This window comes from Photobacterium kishitanii (genome assembly GCF_003026355.1).
Lineage (GTDB): Bacteria > Pseudomonadota > Gammaproteobacteria > Enterobacterales > Vibrionaceae > Photobacterium > Photobacterium kishitanii.
This window is the reverse complement of record NZ_PYON01000003.1, coordinates 311,131-326,952: the sequence shown is the minus strand read 5'-3', so window position 1 is coordinate 326,952 and position 15,822 is coordinate 311,131. Positions and strand designations below refer to the sequence as shown.

General features: G+C 41.1%; 14 protein-coding genes. 2 read left to right on the top strand and 12 right to left on the bottom strand.

Features of this window, described 5'->3' with window-relative positions; all coding sequences use genetic code 11:
- Positions 1-84: 84 nt before the first annotated feature.
- From sucD to sdhC, 8 genes are all read right to left on the bottom strand, one after another.
- Positions 85-957, bottom strand: a complete 873-nt coding sequence (sucD, locus tag C0W29_RS05445) for a succinate--CoA ligase subunit alpha (protein ID WP_045044322.1) — start codon at positions 955-957, stop codon at positions 85-87.
- Positions 957-2,123: an ADP-forming succinate--CoA ligase subunit beta gene (gene sucC / locus C0W29_RS05440; protein ID WP_045041679.1), complete on the bottom strand. Its 1,167-nt coding sequence runs from the start codon at positions 2,121-2,123 to the stop codon at positions 957-959. Before sucC ends, sucD begins: the two co-directional genes overlap by 1 nt.
- Before the next feature lie 153 nt (positions 2,124-2,276).
- A complete protein-coding gene (gene odhB, locus C0W29_RS05435) occupies positions 2,277-3,497 on the bottom strand; it encodes a 2-oxoglutarate dehydrogenase complex dihydrolipoyllysine-residue succinyltransferase (protein WP_045041680.1) in 1,221 nt (406 codons plus the stop codon).
- A 26-nt stretch (positions 3,498-3,523) separates the two neighbouring features.
- Positions 3,524-6,355 (bottom strand): 2-oxoglutarate dehydrogenase E1 component, encoded by a 2,832-nt coding sequence (gene sucA / locus C0W29_RS05430; RefSeq protein ID WP_045044321.1) that lies wholly within the window; start codon positions 6,353-6,355, stop codon positions 3,524-3,526.
- A 106-nt stretch (positions 6,356-6,461) separates the two neighbouring features.
- Complete coding sequence (locus tag C0W29_RS05425; protein ID WP_045041682.1) at positions 6,462-7,175, bottom strand: succinate dehydrogenase iron-sulfur subunit; 714 nt, start codon at positions 7,173-7,175, stop codon at positions 6,462-6,464.
- A 15-nt stretch (positions 7,176-7,190) separates the two neighbouring features.
- Complete coding sequence (gene sdhA, locus C0W29_RS05420; protein ID WP_045044320.1) at positions 7,191-8,957, bottom strand: succinate dehydrogenase flavoprotein subunit; 1,767 nt, start codon at positions 8,955-8,957, stop codon at positions 7,191-7,193.
- Positions 8,957-9,304, bottom strand: coding sequence for a succinate dehydrogenase, hydrophobic membrane anchor protein (sdhD, locus tag C0W29_RS05415; RefSeq protein WP_036795503.1), 348 nt, complete (start codon positions 9,302-9,304; stop codon positions 8,957-8,959). The genes sdhA and sdhD overlap by 1 nt, the downstream gene beginning before the upstream one ends.
- Positions 9,298-9,678: a succinate dehydrogenase cytochrome b556 subunit gene (gene sdhC / locus C0W29_RS05410; RefSeq protein WP_036795504.1), complete on the bottom strand. Its 381-nt coding sequence runs from the start codon at positions 9,676-9,678 to the stop codon at positions 9,298-9,300. The genes sdhD and sdhC overlap by 7 nt, the downstream gene beginning before the upstream one ends.
- 410 nt (positions 9,679-10,088) lie before the next feature.
- Here sdhC and C0W29_RS05405 point away from each other — a divergent pair, with 410 nt between their 5' ends.
- Entirely contained in the window at positions 10,089-11,378 is a 1,290-nt protein-coding gene (locus tag C0W29_RS05405) for a citrate synthase (RefSeq protein WP_045041684.1), read from the top strand.
- A 77-nt stretch (positions 11,379-11,455) separates the two neighbouring features.
- Here the strand turns inward: C0W29_RS05405 and C0W29_RS05400 are convergent, their stop codons facing one another.
- Together C0W29_RS05400 and C0W29_RS05395 are read right to left on the bottom strand one after the other, a co-directional pair.
- Complete coding sequence (locus C0W29_RS05400) at positions 11,456-12,214, bottom strand: Nif3-like dinuclear metal center hexameric protein (RefSeq protein ID WP_045044319.1); 759 nt, start codon at positions 12,212-12,214, stop codon at positions 11,456-11,458.
- A 179-nt stretch (positions 12,215-12,393) separates the two neighbouring features.
- A complete protein-coding gene (locus C0W29_RS05395) occupies positions 12,394-12,597 on the bottom strand; it encodes a DUF2517 family protein (protein WP_036795507.1) in 204 nt (67 codons plus the stop codon).
- Positions 12,598-12,723: 126 nt separating this feature from the next.
- Here C0W29_RS05395 and C0W29_RS05390 point away from each other — a divergent pair, with 126 nt between their 5' ends.
- The gene (locus C0W29_RS05390) at positions 12,724-13,509 is read left to right on the top strand and encodes a DUF1853 family protein (RefSeq protein WP_045044318.1); all 786 of its coding nucleotides are present in this window, start codon (positions 12,724-12,726) and stop codon (positions 13,507-13,509) included.
- Between the two features lie 81 nt (positions 13,510-13,590).
- Here C0W29_RS05390 and pgm read toward each other — a convergent pair whose 3' ends face one another.
- Together pgm and seqA are read right to left on the bottom strand one after the other, a co-directional pair.
- Positions 13,591-15,237 carry a phosphoglucomutase (alpha-D-glucose-1,6-bisphosphate-dependent) gene (gene pgm, locus C0W29_RS05385; RefSeq protein WP_045041687.1) on the bottom strand — a complete coding sequence of 549 codons (1,647 nt, stop codon included), beginning with the start codon at positions 15,235-15,237 and terminating at the stop codon, positions 13,591-13,593.
- A 30-nt stretch (positions 15,238-15,267) separates the two neighbouring features.
- Positions 15,268-15,810 carry a replication initiation negative regulator SeqA gene (gene seqA / locus C0W29_RS05380; protein WP_036796444.1) on the bottom strand — a complete coding sequence of 181 codons (543 nt, stop codon included), beginning with the start codon at positions 15,808-15,810 and terminating at the stop codon, positions 15,268-15,270.
- Between the last annotated feature and the right edge of the window lie 12 nt (positions 15,811-15,822).

The following is a 15,822-nucleotide window of genomic DNA, read 5'->3' as shown; positions in this document are numbered from 1 at the left end:
TTCATCGTCAATAAAAAAACCGCTTCCATATAAGGTAAGCGGTTTTTTTATCGTTATATTTTAACAACTAAAGGCTGATTAAATTTACCAACCTGTTACTTCGCGTAATGCTTTACCAATGTCAGCTAAACTTTGAACAGTTTTAACGCCTGCTGCTTCAAGAGCCGCAAATTTTTCATCTGCAGTTCCTGTGCCGCCAGAGATAATCGCACCAGCATGCCCCATACGTTTACCTGGGGGCGCCGTGACACCCGCAATGTATGACACCACAGGTTTAGTGACATTGGTTTTAATATATGCAGCAGCTTCTTCTTCTGCAGTACCACCAATTTCACCAATCATTACAATGGCTTCTGTTGCAGGATCATTTTCAAACATTTCAAGAATATCAATGAAATTTGAGCCTGGAATAGGATCACCACCAATGCCAACACAGGTTGATTGACCAAAGCCTTCATCTGTTGTTTGCTTTACCGCTTCATAAGTTAGTGTGCCAGAGCGCGATACAATCCCAACTTTACCCGCTTTATGAATATGGCCTGGCATAATACCAATTTTACACTCATCAGGCGTAATAATACCGGGACAGTTAGGGCCAATCATTCGTACGCCTGTAGCCTCTAAACGCACTTTTACATCTAGCATATCCAACGTTGGAATGCCTTCGGTAATCGTCACTATCAGTTCAATGCCAGCATCAATAGCTTCTAAAATAGCATCTTTGCAGAAAGGTGCTGGCACATAAATTACGGTAGCGGTTGCACCCGTTGCTTCAACTGCATCACGCACAGTATTAAATACTGGTAAACCTAAATGTGTAGTCCCACCCTTACCCGGCGAAACACCACCGACTAATTGCGTGCCATAATCAAGGGCTTGCTCTGAATGAAACGTACCTTGACCGCCAGTAAAACCCTGGCAAATTACTTTAGTATTTTTATTAATCAGTATTGACATTATTTACCCTCCGCGGCAGCAACGACTTTTTCAGCAGCTTCTGTAAGCGAAGTAGCAGCAATAATATTGAGGCCACTATCAGCCAATTTTGCAGCACCTACTTCAGCATTATTACCTTCAAGGCGGACGACAACAGGCACTTTCACACCGACTTCAGCAATAGCGCCAATGATACCTTCAGCAATAAGATCACAGCGAACAATCCCACCAAAAATATTCACCAAAACAGCTTTAACATTGCTATCTGAAAGAATAATTTTAAAGGCTTCAGTTACACGCTCTTTAGTGGCGCCGCCACCGACATCAAGGAAGTTGGCAGGTTGACCACCATGAAGATTAACAATATCCATGGTTCCCATCGCTAAACCTGCGCCATTGACCATGCAACCAATATTACCGTCAAGTGCAACGTAATTGAGTTCCCATTGGGCAGCATGGGCTTCACGCTCGTCTTCTTGTGATGGATCATGCATTTGGCGTAATTTAGGTTGGCGGTATAATGCATTAGCATCAATATTAATTTTACCGTCCAAACACAGTAACGTGCCTTCATTAGTAATAATTAATGGATTAACTTCAAGCAATGCTAAATCACACTCAGCAAACATATTGCCAAGCCCTAAAAATATTTTTGTGAATTGTTTTACTTGATCACCTTGTAGGCCAAGTTTAAAGGCTAATTCACGCCCTTGATAAGGTTGTGGTCCAACTAAAGGATCGATGGCAGCTTTATGAATTAAATGTGGCGTTTCTTGAGCCACTTTTTCGATTTCAACACCACCTTCTGTCGATGCCATGAAAACAATACGCTGCGAACTACGATCAACAACTGCACCAAGATATAATTCATTGGCAATACTTGAAGCCGCTTCTACCAACACTTTTGTAACCGGTTGACCAGCTGCATCCGTTTGGTAAGTCACTAAGTTTTTACCTAACCAATGTTGAGCAAATTGTTTGATCCCTTCTTTATTATCATGTAATTCAACACCACCAGCTTTTCCTCTACCGCCAGCGTGAACTTGACATTTTACAACCCATTTTTCACCGCCAATTTTACCTGCAGCTTCTGCTGCTTCTTGTGGGGTATCACAAGCATAACCTTCCGGTACAGGTAAACCATATTCAGCGAATAGTTGTTTTGCTTGATACTCGTGCAAATTCATAATGTTCTATCCGTTTTTATCCCTTTGGGACGCATTAAATCCATTTGAGATATTCTTTGATATCTCTTCATCATTGCGCATACTTACTGTTTCCTATTGCTAGGAAGATAGTTAACCGAATAATGAGCACTTACTCGGTTAACTATTTAATACTTATACGTCCAGTAATAAACGTGTTGGATCTTCAAGTAACTCTTTAATTGTTACTAAATAACCCACTGACTCACGACCATCAACTAAGCGATGATCATAAGAAAGTGCAAGATACATCATTGGCAAAATCTCAACTTGACCATTAACCGCCATTGGACGGTCTTGGATCTTGTGCATACCTAGGATTGCTGCTTGTGGTGGGTTAATAATCGGCGTCGACATTAACGAACCAAAGACACCACCGTTAGTAATAGTAAAATTACCACCAATAAGATCATCAACGGTTAATTTACCATCGCGGCCTTTAATCGCTAAATCACGAATACCTTTTTCAATTTCAGCCAAGCTTAACTTATCACAATCTCGCAACACAGGAGTAACTAAACCGCGTGGCGTTGATACTGCAATGCTAATATCAAAAAAGTTATGATAAACAATATCATCACCATCAATCGAGGCATTCACTTCTGGATAACGCTTTAGTGCCTCAACAACAGCTTTAACATAAAACGACATAAAACCAAGACGAATACCATGGCGTTGCTCAAACACATCTTTATACTGTTTACGCAAATCCATAATCGGCTTCATATTAACTTCATTAAATGTTGTTAACATGGCGGTACTATTCTTGGCTTCTAACAAGCGCTCAGCAACACGTTTACGTAATCGTGTCATCGGCACTCGCTTTTCACTACGATGCGCTAAAGGCAATACTGGTTCAATTTCAGATTTAGTACTCTGAGTTACCGTTGATGCTGCGGCAATATTTTTCAAATAAGCATCAACATCTTCACGGGTAATTCGGCCACCGACACCGGTACCTTTAACTTTATCTGCTGTCACGCCATGCTCGCTTAATAAACGTCGAACGGCAGGACTTAAGGCTTCGCTATTTTCTTCATTTAGCGATGCAGTATTGCGTTTATTAGGCGATGATTCAGCATCAGCAAGTACATCTAATGTTGGCTCACCAGCAACCGCGTTAACTTTGATTTTACCAATCAACTGCTTAGTTAATACTGTGGTTCCTTCAATTTCAAAGATAGCCTCTAATACACCGTCTTCAGGTGCTGGTACTTCAAGTACCACTTTATCCGTTTCAATATCAACCAAGACCTCATCACGAGTAACAGCATCACCTGGTTGTTTGTGCCACGTGGCTACAGTTGCGTCGGCAACAGATTCCGGAAGGTCAGGAACCAGAATTTCGATTGTCATATCGGTATTGTCCTTTTGTTCTCGTTCTAATTATTAGAATGGTCTTGAGATTCAATAGTTAATGCGTCTTCAACTAACGCTTTTTGTTGTTTCAAGTGTACAGACATATAGCCTACAGCAGGTGATGCTGATGCTGGTCGCCCGGCATAACGTAAAAGCGCTCCTGCTGGTAACGCAGAATAGAAATTATGCTGGCTAGAATACCATGCTCCCTGATTTTGAGGCTCTTCCTGACACCAAACGAAATCAGTAACATGTTGATAATCAGCAATTGCCGCTTCAACGTCCTCTTTCGGGAAAGGATACAACTGTTCAATACGCACAATCGCGACATCAGTTTGGTCATTTTTACGACGTTGTTCTAACAAGTCGTAATACACTTTACCGGAACAAAATACGACTCGCTGCACTTGTTGGGCTGGAAGTTCATCAACTTCACCAATTGCTGCTAAGAAGGTGCCATTAGCTAATTCATCAAGTGTTGATGTACATAATGGATGGCGTAACAACGACTTAGGTGACATAACTATCAATGGGCGACGCATTGGCCGTACAACTTGACGACGAATCATATGATAAACTTGCGCCGGAGTTGAAGGTACAACCACTTGCATATTTTGCTCAGCACATAGTTGTAGATAACGTTCAAGACGTGCTGATGAGTGTTCAGGCCCCTGTCCTTCATATCCATGTGGCAGTAGCATGGTTAAACCACACATTCGACCCCATTTTTGTTCACCAGAACTAATGAATTGATCAACGACTACTTGGGCACCATTGGCAAAATCACCGAACTGCGCTTCCCAAATAGTTAAACCACTCGGTTCTGCGGTTGCATAACCATATTCAAAAGCAAGCACTGCCTCTTCTGATAATACCGAGTCAATCACTTCAAACGGGCCTTGACCATTATGAATATGAGTTAACGGAATATAAGTACTGGCATCTTCTTGATTATGTAATACCGCGTGGCGATGGAAAAACGTACCGCGACCTGAATCTTGGCCAGTAATACGGATACGATGACCATCATCAACCAATGTCGCATAAGCCAAGTTTTCAGCCATGCCCCAATCAAAGGCTTTCTCACCATTGATCATAGCTAAGCGATCATTATAAATTTTTTGAACTCGGCTCTGTAATTGATGACTTGCTGGATATTGACATAAACGACTGCCTAACTCCTGCAAACGTTGTTCATCAATTTTACTATCCCACTCAACAGTCCAATCATGGCCTAAATATGGTGCCCAATCGACAGAGTGCAATTTCATTGGTCGCCACTCTTTGACGACACACTCACCACGGTCTAATGCATCACGGTATTGATTGACTAAACCCGTCGCGACATCTAAACCAAACGCACCAATTTCAGTTAAATAATCAGCATATAACTTACGTGGCGTCGGATGTTTGATGATTTTTTGATACATCAACGGTTGAGTTGCGTTGGGCTCATCAGCTTCATTGTGACCATGACGGCGATAACAGACTAAATCAATCACTACATCACGCTTAAACTCATGGCGGTAATCAAAGGCAAGTCGAGTTACAAACGCAACGGCTTCTGGATCGTCTGCATTTACGTGGAAAATAGGTGCCTGTACCATCTTGGCAATATCAGTACAGTATTCTGTTGAGCGGGTATCTTGTGGATTTGAAGTGGTGAAACCAACTTGGTTATTAATAACAATACGTACTGTACCACCAACACTATAACCACGAGCTTGAGACATATTAAATGTTTCTGCAACTACGCCTTGACCAGCAATTGCTGAGTCGCCGTGGATAGTAATTGGCAATACTTTATCGCCAGTATCATCACCTAAACGATCTTGACGTGCTCGCACTGAGCCGACAACTACTGGGTTTACAATCTCAAGATGCGATGGGTTAAAAGCTAACGCTAGATGAACATCACCGCCAGGGGTTGCAAAATCTGCCGAGAAGCCTTGATGATATTTCACATCACCAGTACCCCAGCTTTCACCATGCTTACCTGCAAATTCATCAAATAGATCTTGCGGTTTTTTACCTAACACATTAACAAGCATATTTAAGCGGCCACGGTGAGCCATGCCCACCACAACTTCGCGCACGCCTTGTGAGCCGGCATGACGAATTAACTCTTTCATCATTGGAATCATGGCATCGCCACCTTCTAATGAGAAACGTTTAGCACCAGGAAATTTTGCGCCTAAATAACGCTCAAGACCTTCTGCTGCTGTTAATTCATCAAGAAAACACAGTTGTTCATCGGCAGTAAAAGATCCAGTGCCCATCACCGATTCAAGTCGTTGTTGAATCCAACGCTTTTCTTCGGTATCAGTAATATGCATATATTCAGCACCAATTGACCCGCAATAGGTCTTTTTAAGTGCAGCGTATATTTCACTGAGTTTCATGGTTTCTTGGCCAATCGCAAATGAACCAACGTTAAATGTTTCATTGAAATCATCAGCGGTTAGCGAATGGAATTCAGGATCGAGATCTGCAACATGATCACGTTGCCATAATCCTAAAGGATCAAGATTAGCATTTTGATGACCACGAAAACGGTAAGCATTAATTAGCTGTAATACTTTTACTTGCTTAGCATCAACATCAGGATCGTTAACGACGGCACTTAAAAAATTGGTTTCTTTTGCTAAACGTCGAAAGTAATCACGCACACGAGAATGGGGTTGCTCAATAACTACGTCATTAACAACCGGCAGATCGACAAATACCTCTCGCCATTGGGTATCAACTAACTCTGGATCGCTAAGATACAACTCGTAAAGATCTTCTATATAAGTTGCGTTGGCGCCAGCTAAATGTGAAGACTCAAGCCATGCCTTCATAACGCTATTCTGCATTATTTTCCCTTAACTACTAATTTATCGCCATTGGCATCGGTCTAATACCGAGCATTCCCGTTAGCGAGCCTGCAAACTGCATCGACTCACTAACATATCGATATTTTTAAACTGCTCGTTTAAGCAGCATAGATTTTATGTGTCCAATCGCTTTGGTAGGATTTAATCCCTTAGGACAAACATTTACACAGTTCATTATGCCATGGCAACGAAAAACACTAAATGCATCGTCAAGATCAGACAATCGTTCATCGGTTGCTGTATCACGGCTATCAATTAACCATCGGTAAGCCGCCAATAAACCAGCAGGGCCAATAAATTTATCTGGGTTCCACCAAAATGATGGGCATGCTGTTGAACAACAGGCACACATAATACATTCGTATAAACCATCTAACTGAGCCCGATCTTCTGGTGCTTGCAAATTTTCTCTTGCAGGCGGCAACGTCGCATCATCAATTAAAAAAGGTTTTACTTTAGCGTAGTTACTATAAAACTGTTCCATATCAATGATCAAATCACGAATCACCGGCAACCCAGGCAATGGACGAATCACTATGGTATCGCTATTCATTAGCGCAGATAACGGTGTAATACAAGCTAACCCATTTTTACCGTTCATGTTAATACCATCAGAGCCACATACCCCCTCACGGCAAGAACGACGGAAAGACAAACTTGCATCTTGTTCTTTAAGCAAAATTAGCGCATCTAACACCATCATATCTGAGCCATCAGGCACATCAAGCTGGTAGCCTTTCATGTGCGGAGCATCATCAACATCAGGGTTATAACGGTAAATTGAAAAATTCAGTTTCATCGCTGTTGTCTCCCGTTAATAAACACGCGCTTTAGGCGGAAATGCTTCACGATGAATCGGTGTCATATTGACAGCACGTTTTGTCATCGCTTCCGTTTCAGGATTATAAATCGAATGACATAACCAATTAGCATCATCGCGTTCAGGGAAATCAAACCGAGCATGCGCTCCACGGCTCTCTGTGCGGTAATTTGCAGCAATAGCCGTTGCCATTGCCGTTTCCATCAAGTTATCTAATTCTAAACATTCAATTCGCTGAGTATTAAACTCTGTCGAAGTGTCATCGAGTCGAGCATGCTGTAAACGTTCACGAATCGCTTTAAGCTCTTCAAGTCCTGCTGCCATTGCCTCACCCTCTCTAAATACCGAGAAGTTATTTTGCATGCAGGCTTGCAGATCTTTACGAATTTGAACGGGGTCTTCACCTTCTTGGGTATTATTCCAACGATTAAGACGCGCAAGAGAAGCTTCAATATCGGCTTCAGTTGCTGGTGTTGCTTCTACTTGAGCCGCTAAGGTTTCGCCAAGGTGTAAGCCTGTTGCACGACCAAACACCACCAAATCAAGTAACGAGTTACCCCCTAAGCGGTTTGCGCCATGCACAGATACCGAGGCGATTTCACCGCAAGCAAATAGACCTTTAACTTCTTCATCTATACCTGCTGCATTTTGTTTTAATGCTTGGCCTGATACTTGAGTCGGTACGCCGCCCATCATGTAGTGACACGTAGGGATCACCGGAATCGGCTCTTTAACAGGATCGATATGAGCAAACGTGCGCGAAAGCTCACAAATTCCCGGTAAACGCGATTCAAGTACGTCTTTACCTAAATGATCAAGTTTTAACTTCAAGTGTGGCCCCCATGGACCATCACAACCTCGCCCTTCACGAATTTCAACCATCATTGAGCGAGCGACCACATCACGTCCGGCTAAATCTTTGGCATTTGGCGCATAACGCTCCATAAAGCGCTCACCATCTTTGTTCAGTAAGTAACCACCTTCGCCACGACAACCTTCGGTGACCAATACCCCTGCGCCAGCAATACCTGTTGGATGAAATTGCCACATTTCCATATCTTGCATTGGCACACCAGCTCGTAATGCCATACCAACACCATCACCAGTATTAATATGGGCATTAGTAGTCGATGCATAAATACGACCAGCGCCACCCGTTGCTAAAATAGTTGCTTTCGATTTGAAATAACAAACTTCGCCAGTTTCCATGCACAAAGCAGTACAGCCTAAAATAACGCCGTCTTGGTTTTTAACTAAATCAAGTGCATACCACTCAGAAAAAATAGTGGTTTGATGTTTAATATTCTGCTGATAGAGAGTATGCAACAATGCATGCCCAGTCCGGTCTGCTGCAGCAGCAGTACGTGCAGCTTGCTCACCACCAAACTCTTTTGATTGACCGCCAAATGGACGTTGATAAATAGTGCCGTCATCAAAGCGAGAAAATGGTAGTCCCATTTTTTCAAGTTCAATCACAGATTTAGGCCCATTTTCACACATGTACTCAATCGCATTCTGATCACCAATATAATCAGAACCTTTAACAGTATCATACATATGCCATTGCCAGTTATCAGGGTGAGAATTACCTAAGGCAACAGTGATCCCTCCTTGTGCAGACACCGTATGAGAACGCGTCGGAAACACTTTTGATAACAAGGCACATTTTAAGCCTTGTTCTGATATTTGTAGTGCAGCACGCATTCCTGCACCACCAGCGCCGATAACAACAGCATCAAATTCACGAACTGCAATGCCCACTACACACCCCACACAATGAAGAAACCTGAAAATAGGTAAATAAATAGAACCGCGACAACAACAAACTGAAAACAAGCTCTTAATGCTGCGGGTTTAATATAATCAGTAAGCACTTGCCATAAACCAATCCACGCATGAATTAAAATGGAACCTAAGGCTAACAGAGTGAAAACTTTAGTCGTTAGTTGACTAAAAAAGTCCTGCCATGATGCAAAGGTTATTTCAGGACCAAAAGCAAAAAAACCAACTAAATAAACGGTGTATAAGGTCAGAATAATGGCTGTCGCACGAATTAAAATAAAATCATGCACACCATTACGCCCAACAGAAGAGACATTGGCTACCATACTAATACTCCTGCAAATACGGATAATATTGCCACAATGACAAAGCTCACCTTTGTACTAGCAAGACCCGTTTCCATTTCTTCAAAATACCCAAGATCCATCAGTAAATGACGAAGACCTAATACGATATGATAAAACAGGGCTGTTAATATTCCCCACAAGACAAATTTCACCAACCAACTATCCGTAATACTGGCAGCAGTAGCGAAACCTTCAGGGGAGGACAATGACAAGTTTAAAAACCATAACAAAATGGCGATCGCAACGAACGTAATCACGCCCGATACTCGATGTAGAATTGACGCTATCGCTGTTAAAGGAAAGCGCATTGTTTGTAGGTCAAGGTTGACTGGTCTGGATTTCTTTACTTTCACGTTTTGCTCACTCAGCTTCGTTGAAGCATTTTATTTTTTATTAAACTCTTTGATTGTTTCTATAGTGAGCCATCAAGAAACAGCTAAAAAATGCTACGCTATCATTAAAAGCAAAGTATTGAGCAATATAATCGCTTTGTCTTTCAACCGCATTCCTTACGCAGTTTATTAACAACATGTCAGCTATATCATAACCAAATGTCAAATCCACTATACATAGCGTAACATTCAAAAACAAACTTAGTTACACCATATTAAACACCCAGTTCACAAAAAAAATACAAATACAGAAAAGTTATTAACAAGCGCACAATGATGAATACAAAAATTGACAATTGACTCATCCAGCGGTACAACAAATACACATCCGTTTCGGATTCAGGATTCTACAAATAACAAAGGAGATTGTTATGGCAGATAAGAAAGCTACTCTTCATATAGAAGGGAAAGCACCTATCGAACTGCCGATTATCGAGGGCTCAGAGGGCCAAGATGTAATCGATGTGCGAAAACTAGGCGCAAACGGTTTTTTTACATTTGATCCAGGTTTTCTAGCGACAGCCTCATGTGAATCTCAAATCACGTATATTGATGGCGATAAAGGAATTCTGTTACATCGTGGTTTTCCTATCGATCAATTAGCGAATAATGCTGATTACTTAGAAGTTTGTTATGTTCTGCTTTATGGTGAAGTACCTACACGTGCTGAATATGAACAATTTCGCACTACGGTTACACGTCATACTATGGTGCATGAGCAAATTGCGAGTTTCTTCCATGGCTTTCGTCGTGATGCTCACCCAATGGCTATTATGTGTGGCGTGGTCGGTGCACTATCAGCGTTTTACCATGATTCATTAGATATCAATAATGATCTTCACCGTGAAATAACAGCTTTTAGACTACTATCGAAGATGCCAACCTTGGCAGCGATGTGTCATAAATATACTACAGGTCAACCTTTTATCTATCCACGTAATGACCTTGACTACGCTGAAAATTTCCTTCATATGATGTTTGCAACGCCATGTGAAGAATATGAAGTCAGCCCGGTTGTTTCACGTGCAATGGATAAAATTTTCACTCTTCATGCCGATCACGAGCAAAATGCATCAACGTCAACTGTACGTTTAGCTGGCTCTTCTGGTGCTAACCCATTTGCTTGTATTGCAGCTGGTATTGCTTCGCTTTGGGGGCCTGCGCATGGCGGTGCTAATGAAGCTTGCCTTAAGATGCTTGAAGAAATTGGTAGTGTAGAAAATATTCCAGAATTTATTGAACGTGCCAAAGATAAAGATGACCCATTCCGATTAATGGGCTTTGGTCATCGGGTATATAAAAACTACGATCCTCGTGCAACAGTGATGCGCGAAGCTTGTCACGAAGTACTTGAAGAGCTAAAGATTGATGATCCATTGCTTGATGTTGCAATGGAGCTTGAGCGAATTGCACTGTCAGATGAATATTTTATCAGTAAGAAGCTATACCCGAATGTTGATTTTTATTCAGGTATTATTCTCAAAGCAATTGGTATTCCAGTATCAATGTTTACGGTTATTTTTGCTATGTCGCGTGTTATTGGCTGGATTGCGCATTGGAACGAAATGCACAGTGATCCAACCAACCGTATTGGCCGCCCACGCCAACTGTATACAGGTTATTCACAACGTGAGTTTAAGCCACTCCATGAACGTGAATAACTAGGTTCGAACAAAATATAAAAGGTTGAGACTAAAGCTCAACCTTTTTTACAATATGAATAAATCGTTGTGGTTTGTTATACAGGATTATCGATATCAATAAACTCAACTGCAATACCATGTTCCTGTGCTAACCACTCACCTAATGCTTTAACGCCATAACGCTCTGTTGCATGATGCCCCGCAGCAAAATAATGAATGCCTAATTCACGCGCAATATGGGTTGTACGTTCTGATACTTCGCCTGAAATAAATGCATCGCAACCTTGCTGAACGGCAAGTTCAATATAATCTTGGCCACCACCAGTACACCAACCGACTTTTTTTATCTTGGCTGGCGCATTATCACCAATATGTAATGGCTCACGTTGTAATGCCATTGCAATTCGTGCTGCAAATTCTTCGCCAGTTAATGGTGTGTCGAGTTCACCATAAATCGCAATCGAACGCGGATTACCTAACTCTAATCCTCCAATCACTGCTAACCCAAGACGTTGTGCTAACTGGACGTTATTACCTACTTGGGCGTGAACATCAAGTGGTAAATGATAAGCATAAAGGTTAATACCATTCTCAATCAAAGCCTTAATACGACGATATTTCATTCCTCTAATTTCAGCAGGCTCTCCTTTCCAGAAAAAACCGTGATGAACTAAAATAGCATCAACACCTTCAGCAACCGCACGATCAATCAATGCTTGGCAAGCAGTAACACCAGTAATAACTTTCGTTATCTCTGCCTTACCTTCTACTTGTAACCCATTAGGACAATAATCTTTAATCAACTGTGGTGATAAAAAATCATTTAACAAAGATTCTAATTTAAGGTTATTCATCGCTTATCCTTTTAAAATAACGTCATGTTATTGATTCAACAACACCCTCTTGTTCAAAAAATATCAGCCTTTAGTGACAATCTCAATCAACAAAATCAATTGCATAATACTAGGTACAAAAAAAGCTGCCATTGGCAGCTTTTTTAACAACAATTGTCATACTTAATTTGCTACGTCAACTAACGACGTTGAGTACCATGATCAAGGCGTGACAACCATAGTGGCTTCGTGCTTGTTTGTGACCAACAACGATACATATAACTTGTTAATCGTGTACGTTTATTAACAGGCATCAAAAGCAGTACAGGTAAACACACCAATCCTAATAAAACCGTATAGACACGACGAGAAATAATATTCGCCACTGAAAACTGAGTGTACATTGTTAACTCCTGCTCAATAAACCTGACTGGTACTTTAATCCAATAAATGAAAGAATACTACAAAAACTCGGTCAATGATTAATCGAAAACAGAAAAGAAAACGTTTACTTTGAGGGATGTGTCAATATGTTACAAGTTCATGGTGTTTATCATCAAACGAATGCTGATTTTCATGCGCTATTAATGATGCCTAATATTGTAACGGAATGTAATTACAGCATGAGTAACCAGTGGCTACTTCAATTTGCCAAACGAGCGATTATTCCTACCAATGTAAGTTATCACGGTAACACCCGTTTAGGCTTTTATTATCAATGGTTATGGCAGCAATTAATCATTCATCATCCTGATTACAGTCTTATTGGTGAAGAAATCCAATTACAATGGCAACAACAAACAGTCGGGGCAATTGATTTTTTAGTGCATAACCATTGCAGTGATGAAATCGAACATTGGGAAGTGGCGATTAAGTTCTATTTAAACTTTCAACATCAATGGCCAGGTCCGAATGCCAATGATAATTTAGATAAAAAAATCAATCGAATGCTCGATCATCAACTTCAACTCACCGATCACCCTGCTTTTAAACAGCTTAATTATCATTATCCGATTCAACGCCGATTAATTATGCAGGGACGTTTATTTCATGCATGGCCAGAAACACAATCAGGTTCGGCTATTACTATTAATCCAACCGGTTTTAAAGGCCATTGGTGTTATTGTTCACAAGCTTCAACATTAACACTAAAAATACTAGAAAAACGCCAATGGATTGCACCACCACTTTTTTCTCAATTAACAACAACAGTCGAAATTAAAGACGTAACAGTGCCAATTCAAGCTGTAGATAGTGCTAATCAAGTGTGGTTTATCGTGCCAGATCATTGGCCACGTCATAATCACCAGCTATAAAAAAACGCCCTAATGCACTTTCAATTAGAATGAAAATCACTAGGGCGTTTTTTAGTATCTTGCGTCAATTATAGTATCGAATTATAAGCCAGCATCACTGAATACTTTGCTAACGATATCTTGTGCTTCTTTTTCGATAAGGGCTAAATGCTCTTTACCTTTGAAGCTTTCACAATAAATTTTGTAGATATCTTCAGTACCCGATGGGCGAGCAGCAAACCAACCATTTTCAGTTGTTACTTTCAAACCACCAATCGCTGCACCATTACCTGGCGCATGTGTTAGGCGAGCTAGAATAGGTTCACCAGCCAATGTTTCAGCCGCAACCATTTCCGGTGATAACTTACTTAACACTGCTTTTTGTTCTTTATTTGCAACAGCTTGTAGACGTGAATATTCAGAACTACCGAATTTATCTGCCAATTCATTATAATATTGTTGTGGATTTTTACCCGTTACAGCAGTGATTTCCGCAGCCAATAAGCATAACAAAATACCATCTTTATCCGTTGACCAAGGTGTGCCATCTTGACGTAAGAAAGAAGCACCAGCACTCTCTTCGCCACCAAAGCCTAATGTACCGTTATATAAACCATCAACGAACCATTTAAAACCAACTGGCACTTCAACAAGTTCACGACCTAATGCCGCAACAACACGGTCAATCAAAGCACTTGATACTAATGTTTTACCAACTGCAACTTGCTCACTCCAACCACTACGGTGACGGAATAAATAATCAATACACACTGCAAGATAATGATTCGGATTCATCAAACCAGCAGGCGTTACAATGCCGTGACGATCATAATCAGGGTCATTACCAAAAGCTAAATCGTAATTATCTTTATAAGCAAGTAAACCTGCCATTGCGTAAGGTGAAGAACAGTCCATACGCACTACACCGTCTTTGTCTAATGACATGAAACGGAATGATGGATCAATAGATTCATCAACTAAAGTTAGGTTTAGTGCGTAATGCTGTGCAATCTGACGCCAGTACTCAATACCTGAACCGCCAAGGGGATCAACACCTAGCTTTAAATTAGCTTTTTGAATCGCTTCAATATCAATAACATTGACTAAGTCAGCAACATAAGGCGCGACTAGATCTTGTTGAACAACAAGCTCAGAAGCAAAAGCGTCAGCAATTGGCACTCGTTTTACGTCAACCATACCATTGGCAATGATATCATTAGCGCGCTGTTCAATAGCGGTCGTTAATTCACTTTCAGCAGGGCCACCGTGAACAGGATTATATTTAATACCGCCATCTTGTGGTGGATTATGGGATGGAGTAATGACAATACCATCAGCTTTATCAGCATGTGCTTTATTGTGGCAAAGAATTGCATGAGAAATGCCTGGCGTTGGCGTGTAGCCTAACCCTTCTTGAACCACAACTTTAACGTTATTTGCCACCAATACTTCTAATGTTGAAGTAAATGCAGGCTCAGATAAAGCATGTGTATCCTTACCTAAAAATAGCGGTCCAGTTAAACCATTAGCTAGACGAACTTCAGCAATCGCTTGAGCAATCGCCCAAATATGGTGCTGGTTAAAGGTCCCTTTATCTGCAGTACCACGATGTCCAGAAGTACCAAATGCTACTTTTTGTAGCGGATCGGTAATATTCGGCTCAATTAGAAAATAATTAGCAACAAGTGCTGGAATATTATGCATATCTTCTTGCTGAGCGCGTTGACCCGCACGAGGATGGATTGCCATTGTCTTATCCTTGTAAAAACTCAATAGTGATTATATTTCACCACAAACTTTATCAATAATATCAGAACTAAAGCCCATCTTCGTCATTAATTGGTCAATCATTTGACGCTTTCGGTCAGTATTAGTATTAGTGATCACCCAAAATGGTGTTGTGGGAATTGATTTTGGCTTAGTTGTTTTGCCGCTTGCGAGCAATGTTTCTTCATCATGAGCAAAATAAACACGCGTGCGTCCTTTAATTGCTGCCGCTTCAGCAAAGCCATCGGAATCAATTCGGTAAAGAGAAGATAAGATCATCATAAAACGACCAATTGCTTTCTCCTGCGCCGCGAACTCATCTGAAATAAGCACAGTACGCATTTCTTTAACGCGATCCATGGTTGGCTCATTACCAGCATCTCGACTCACAACAATGCCTTTAGGACGAACAGGCATCACAACAGCAGCTTGCTGCAATTGTTCTTCTGGCACCATAAGCAAGCGACGTAAAATATCAGAAGCGCTTTCACCAATATGTTGAGTTTGGCTAGCGATATAACGATATAGCTCTTCGTCTACCTCAATAGTCTTCATGGTATTATTCAT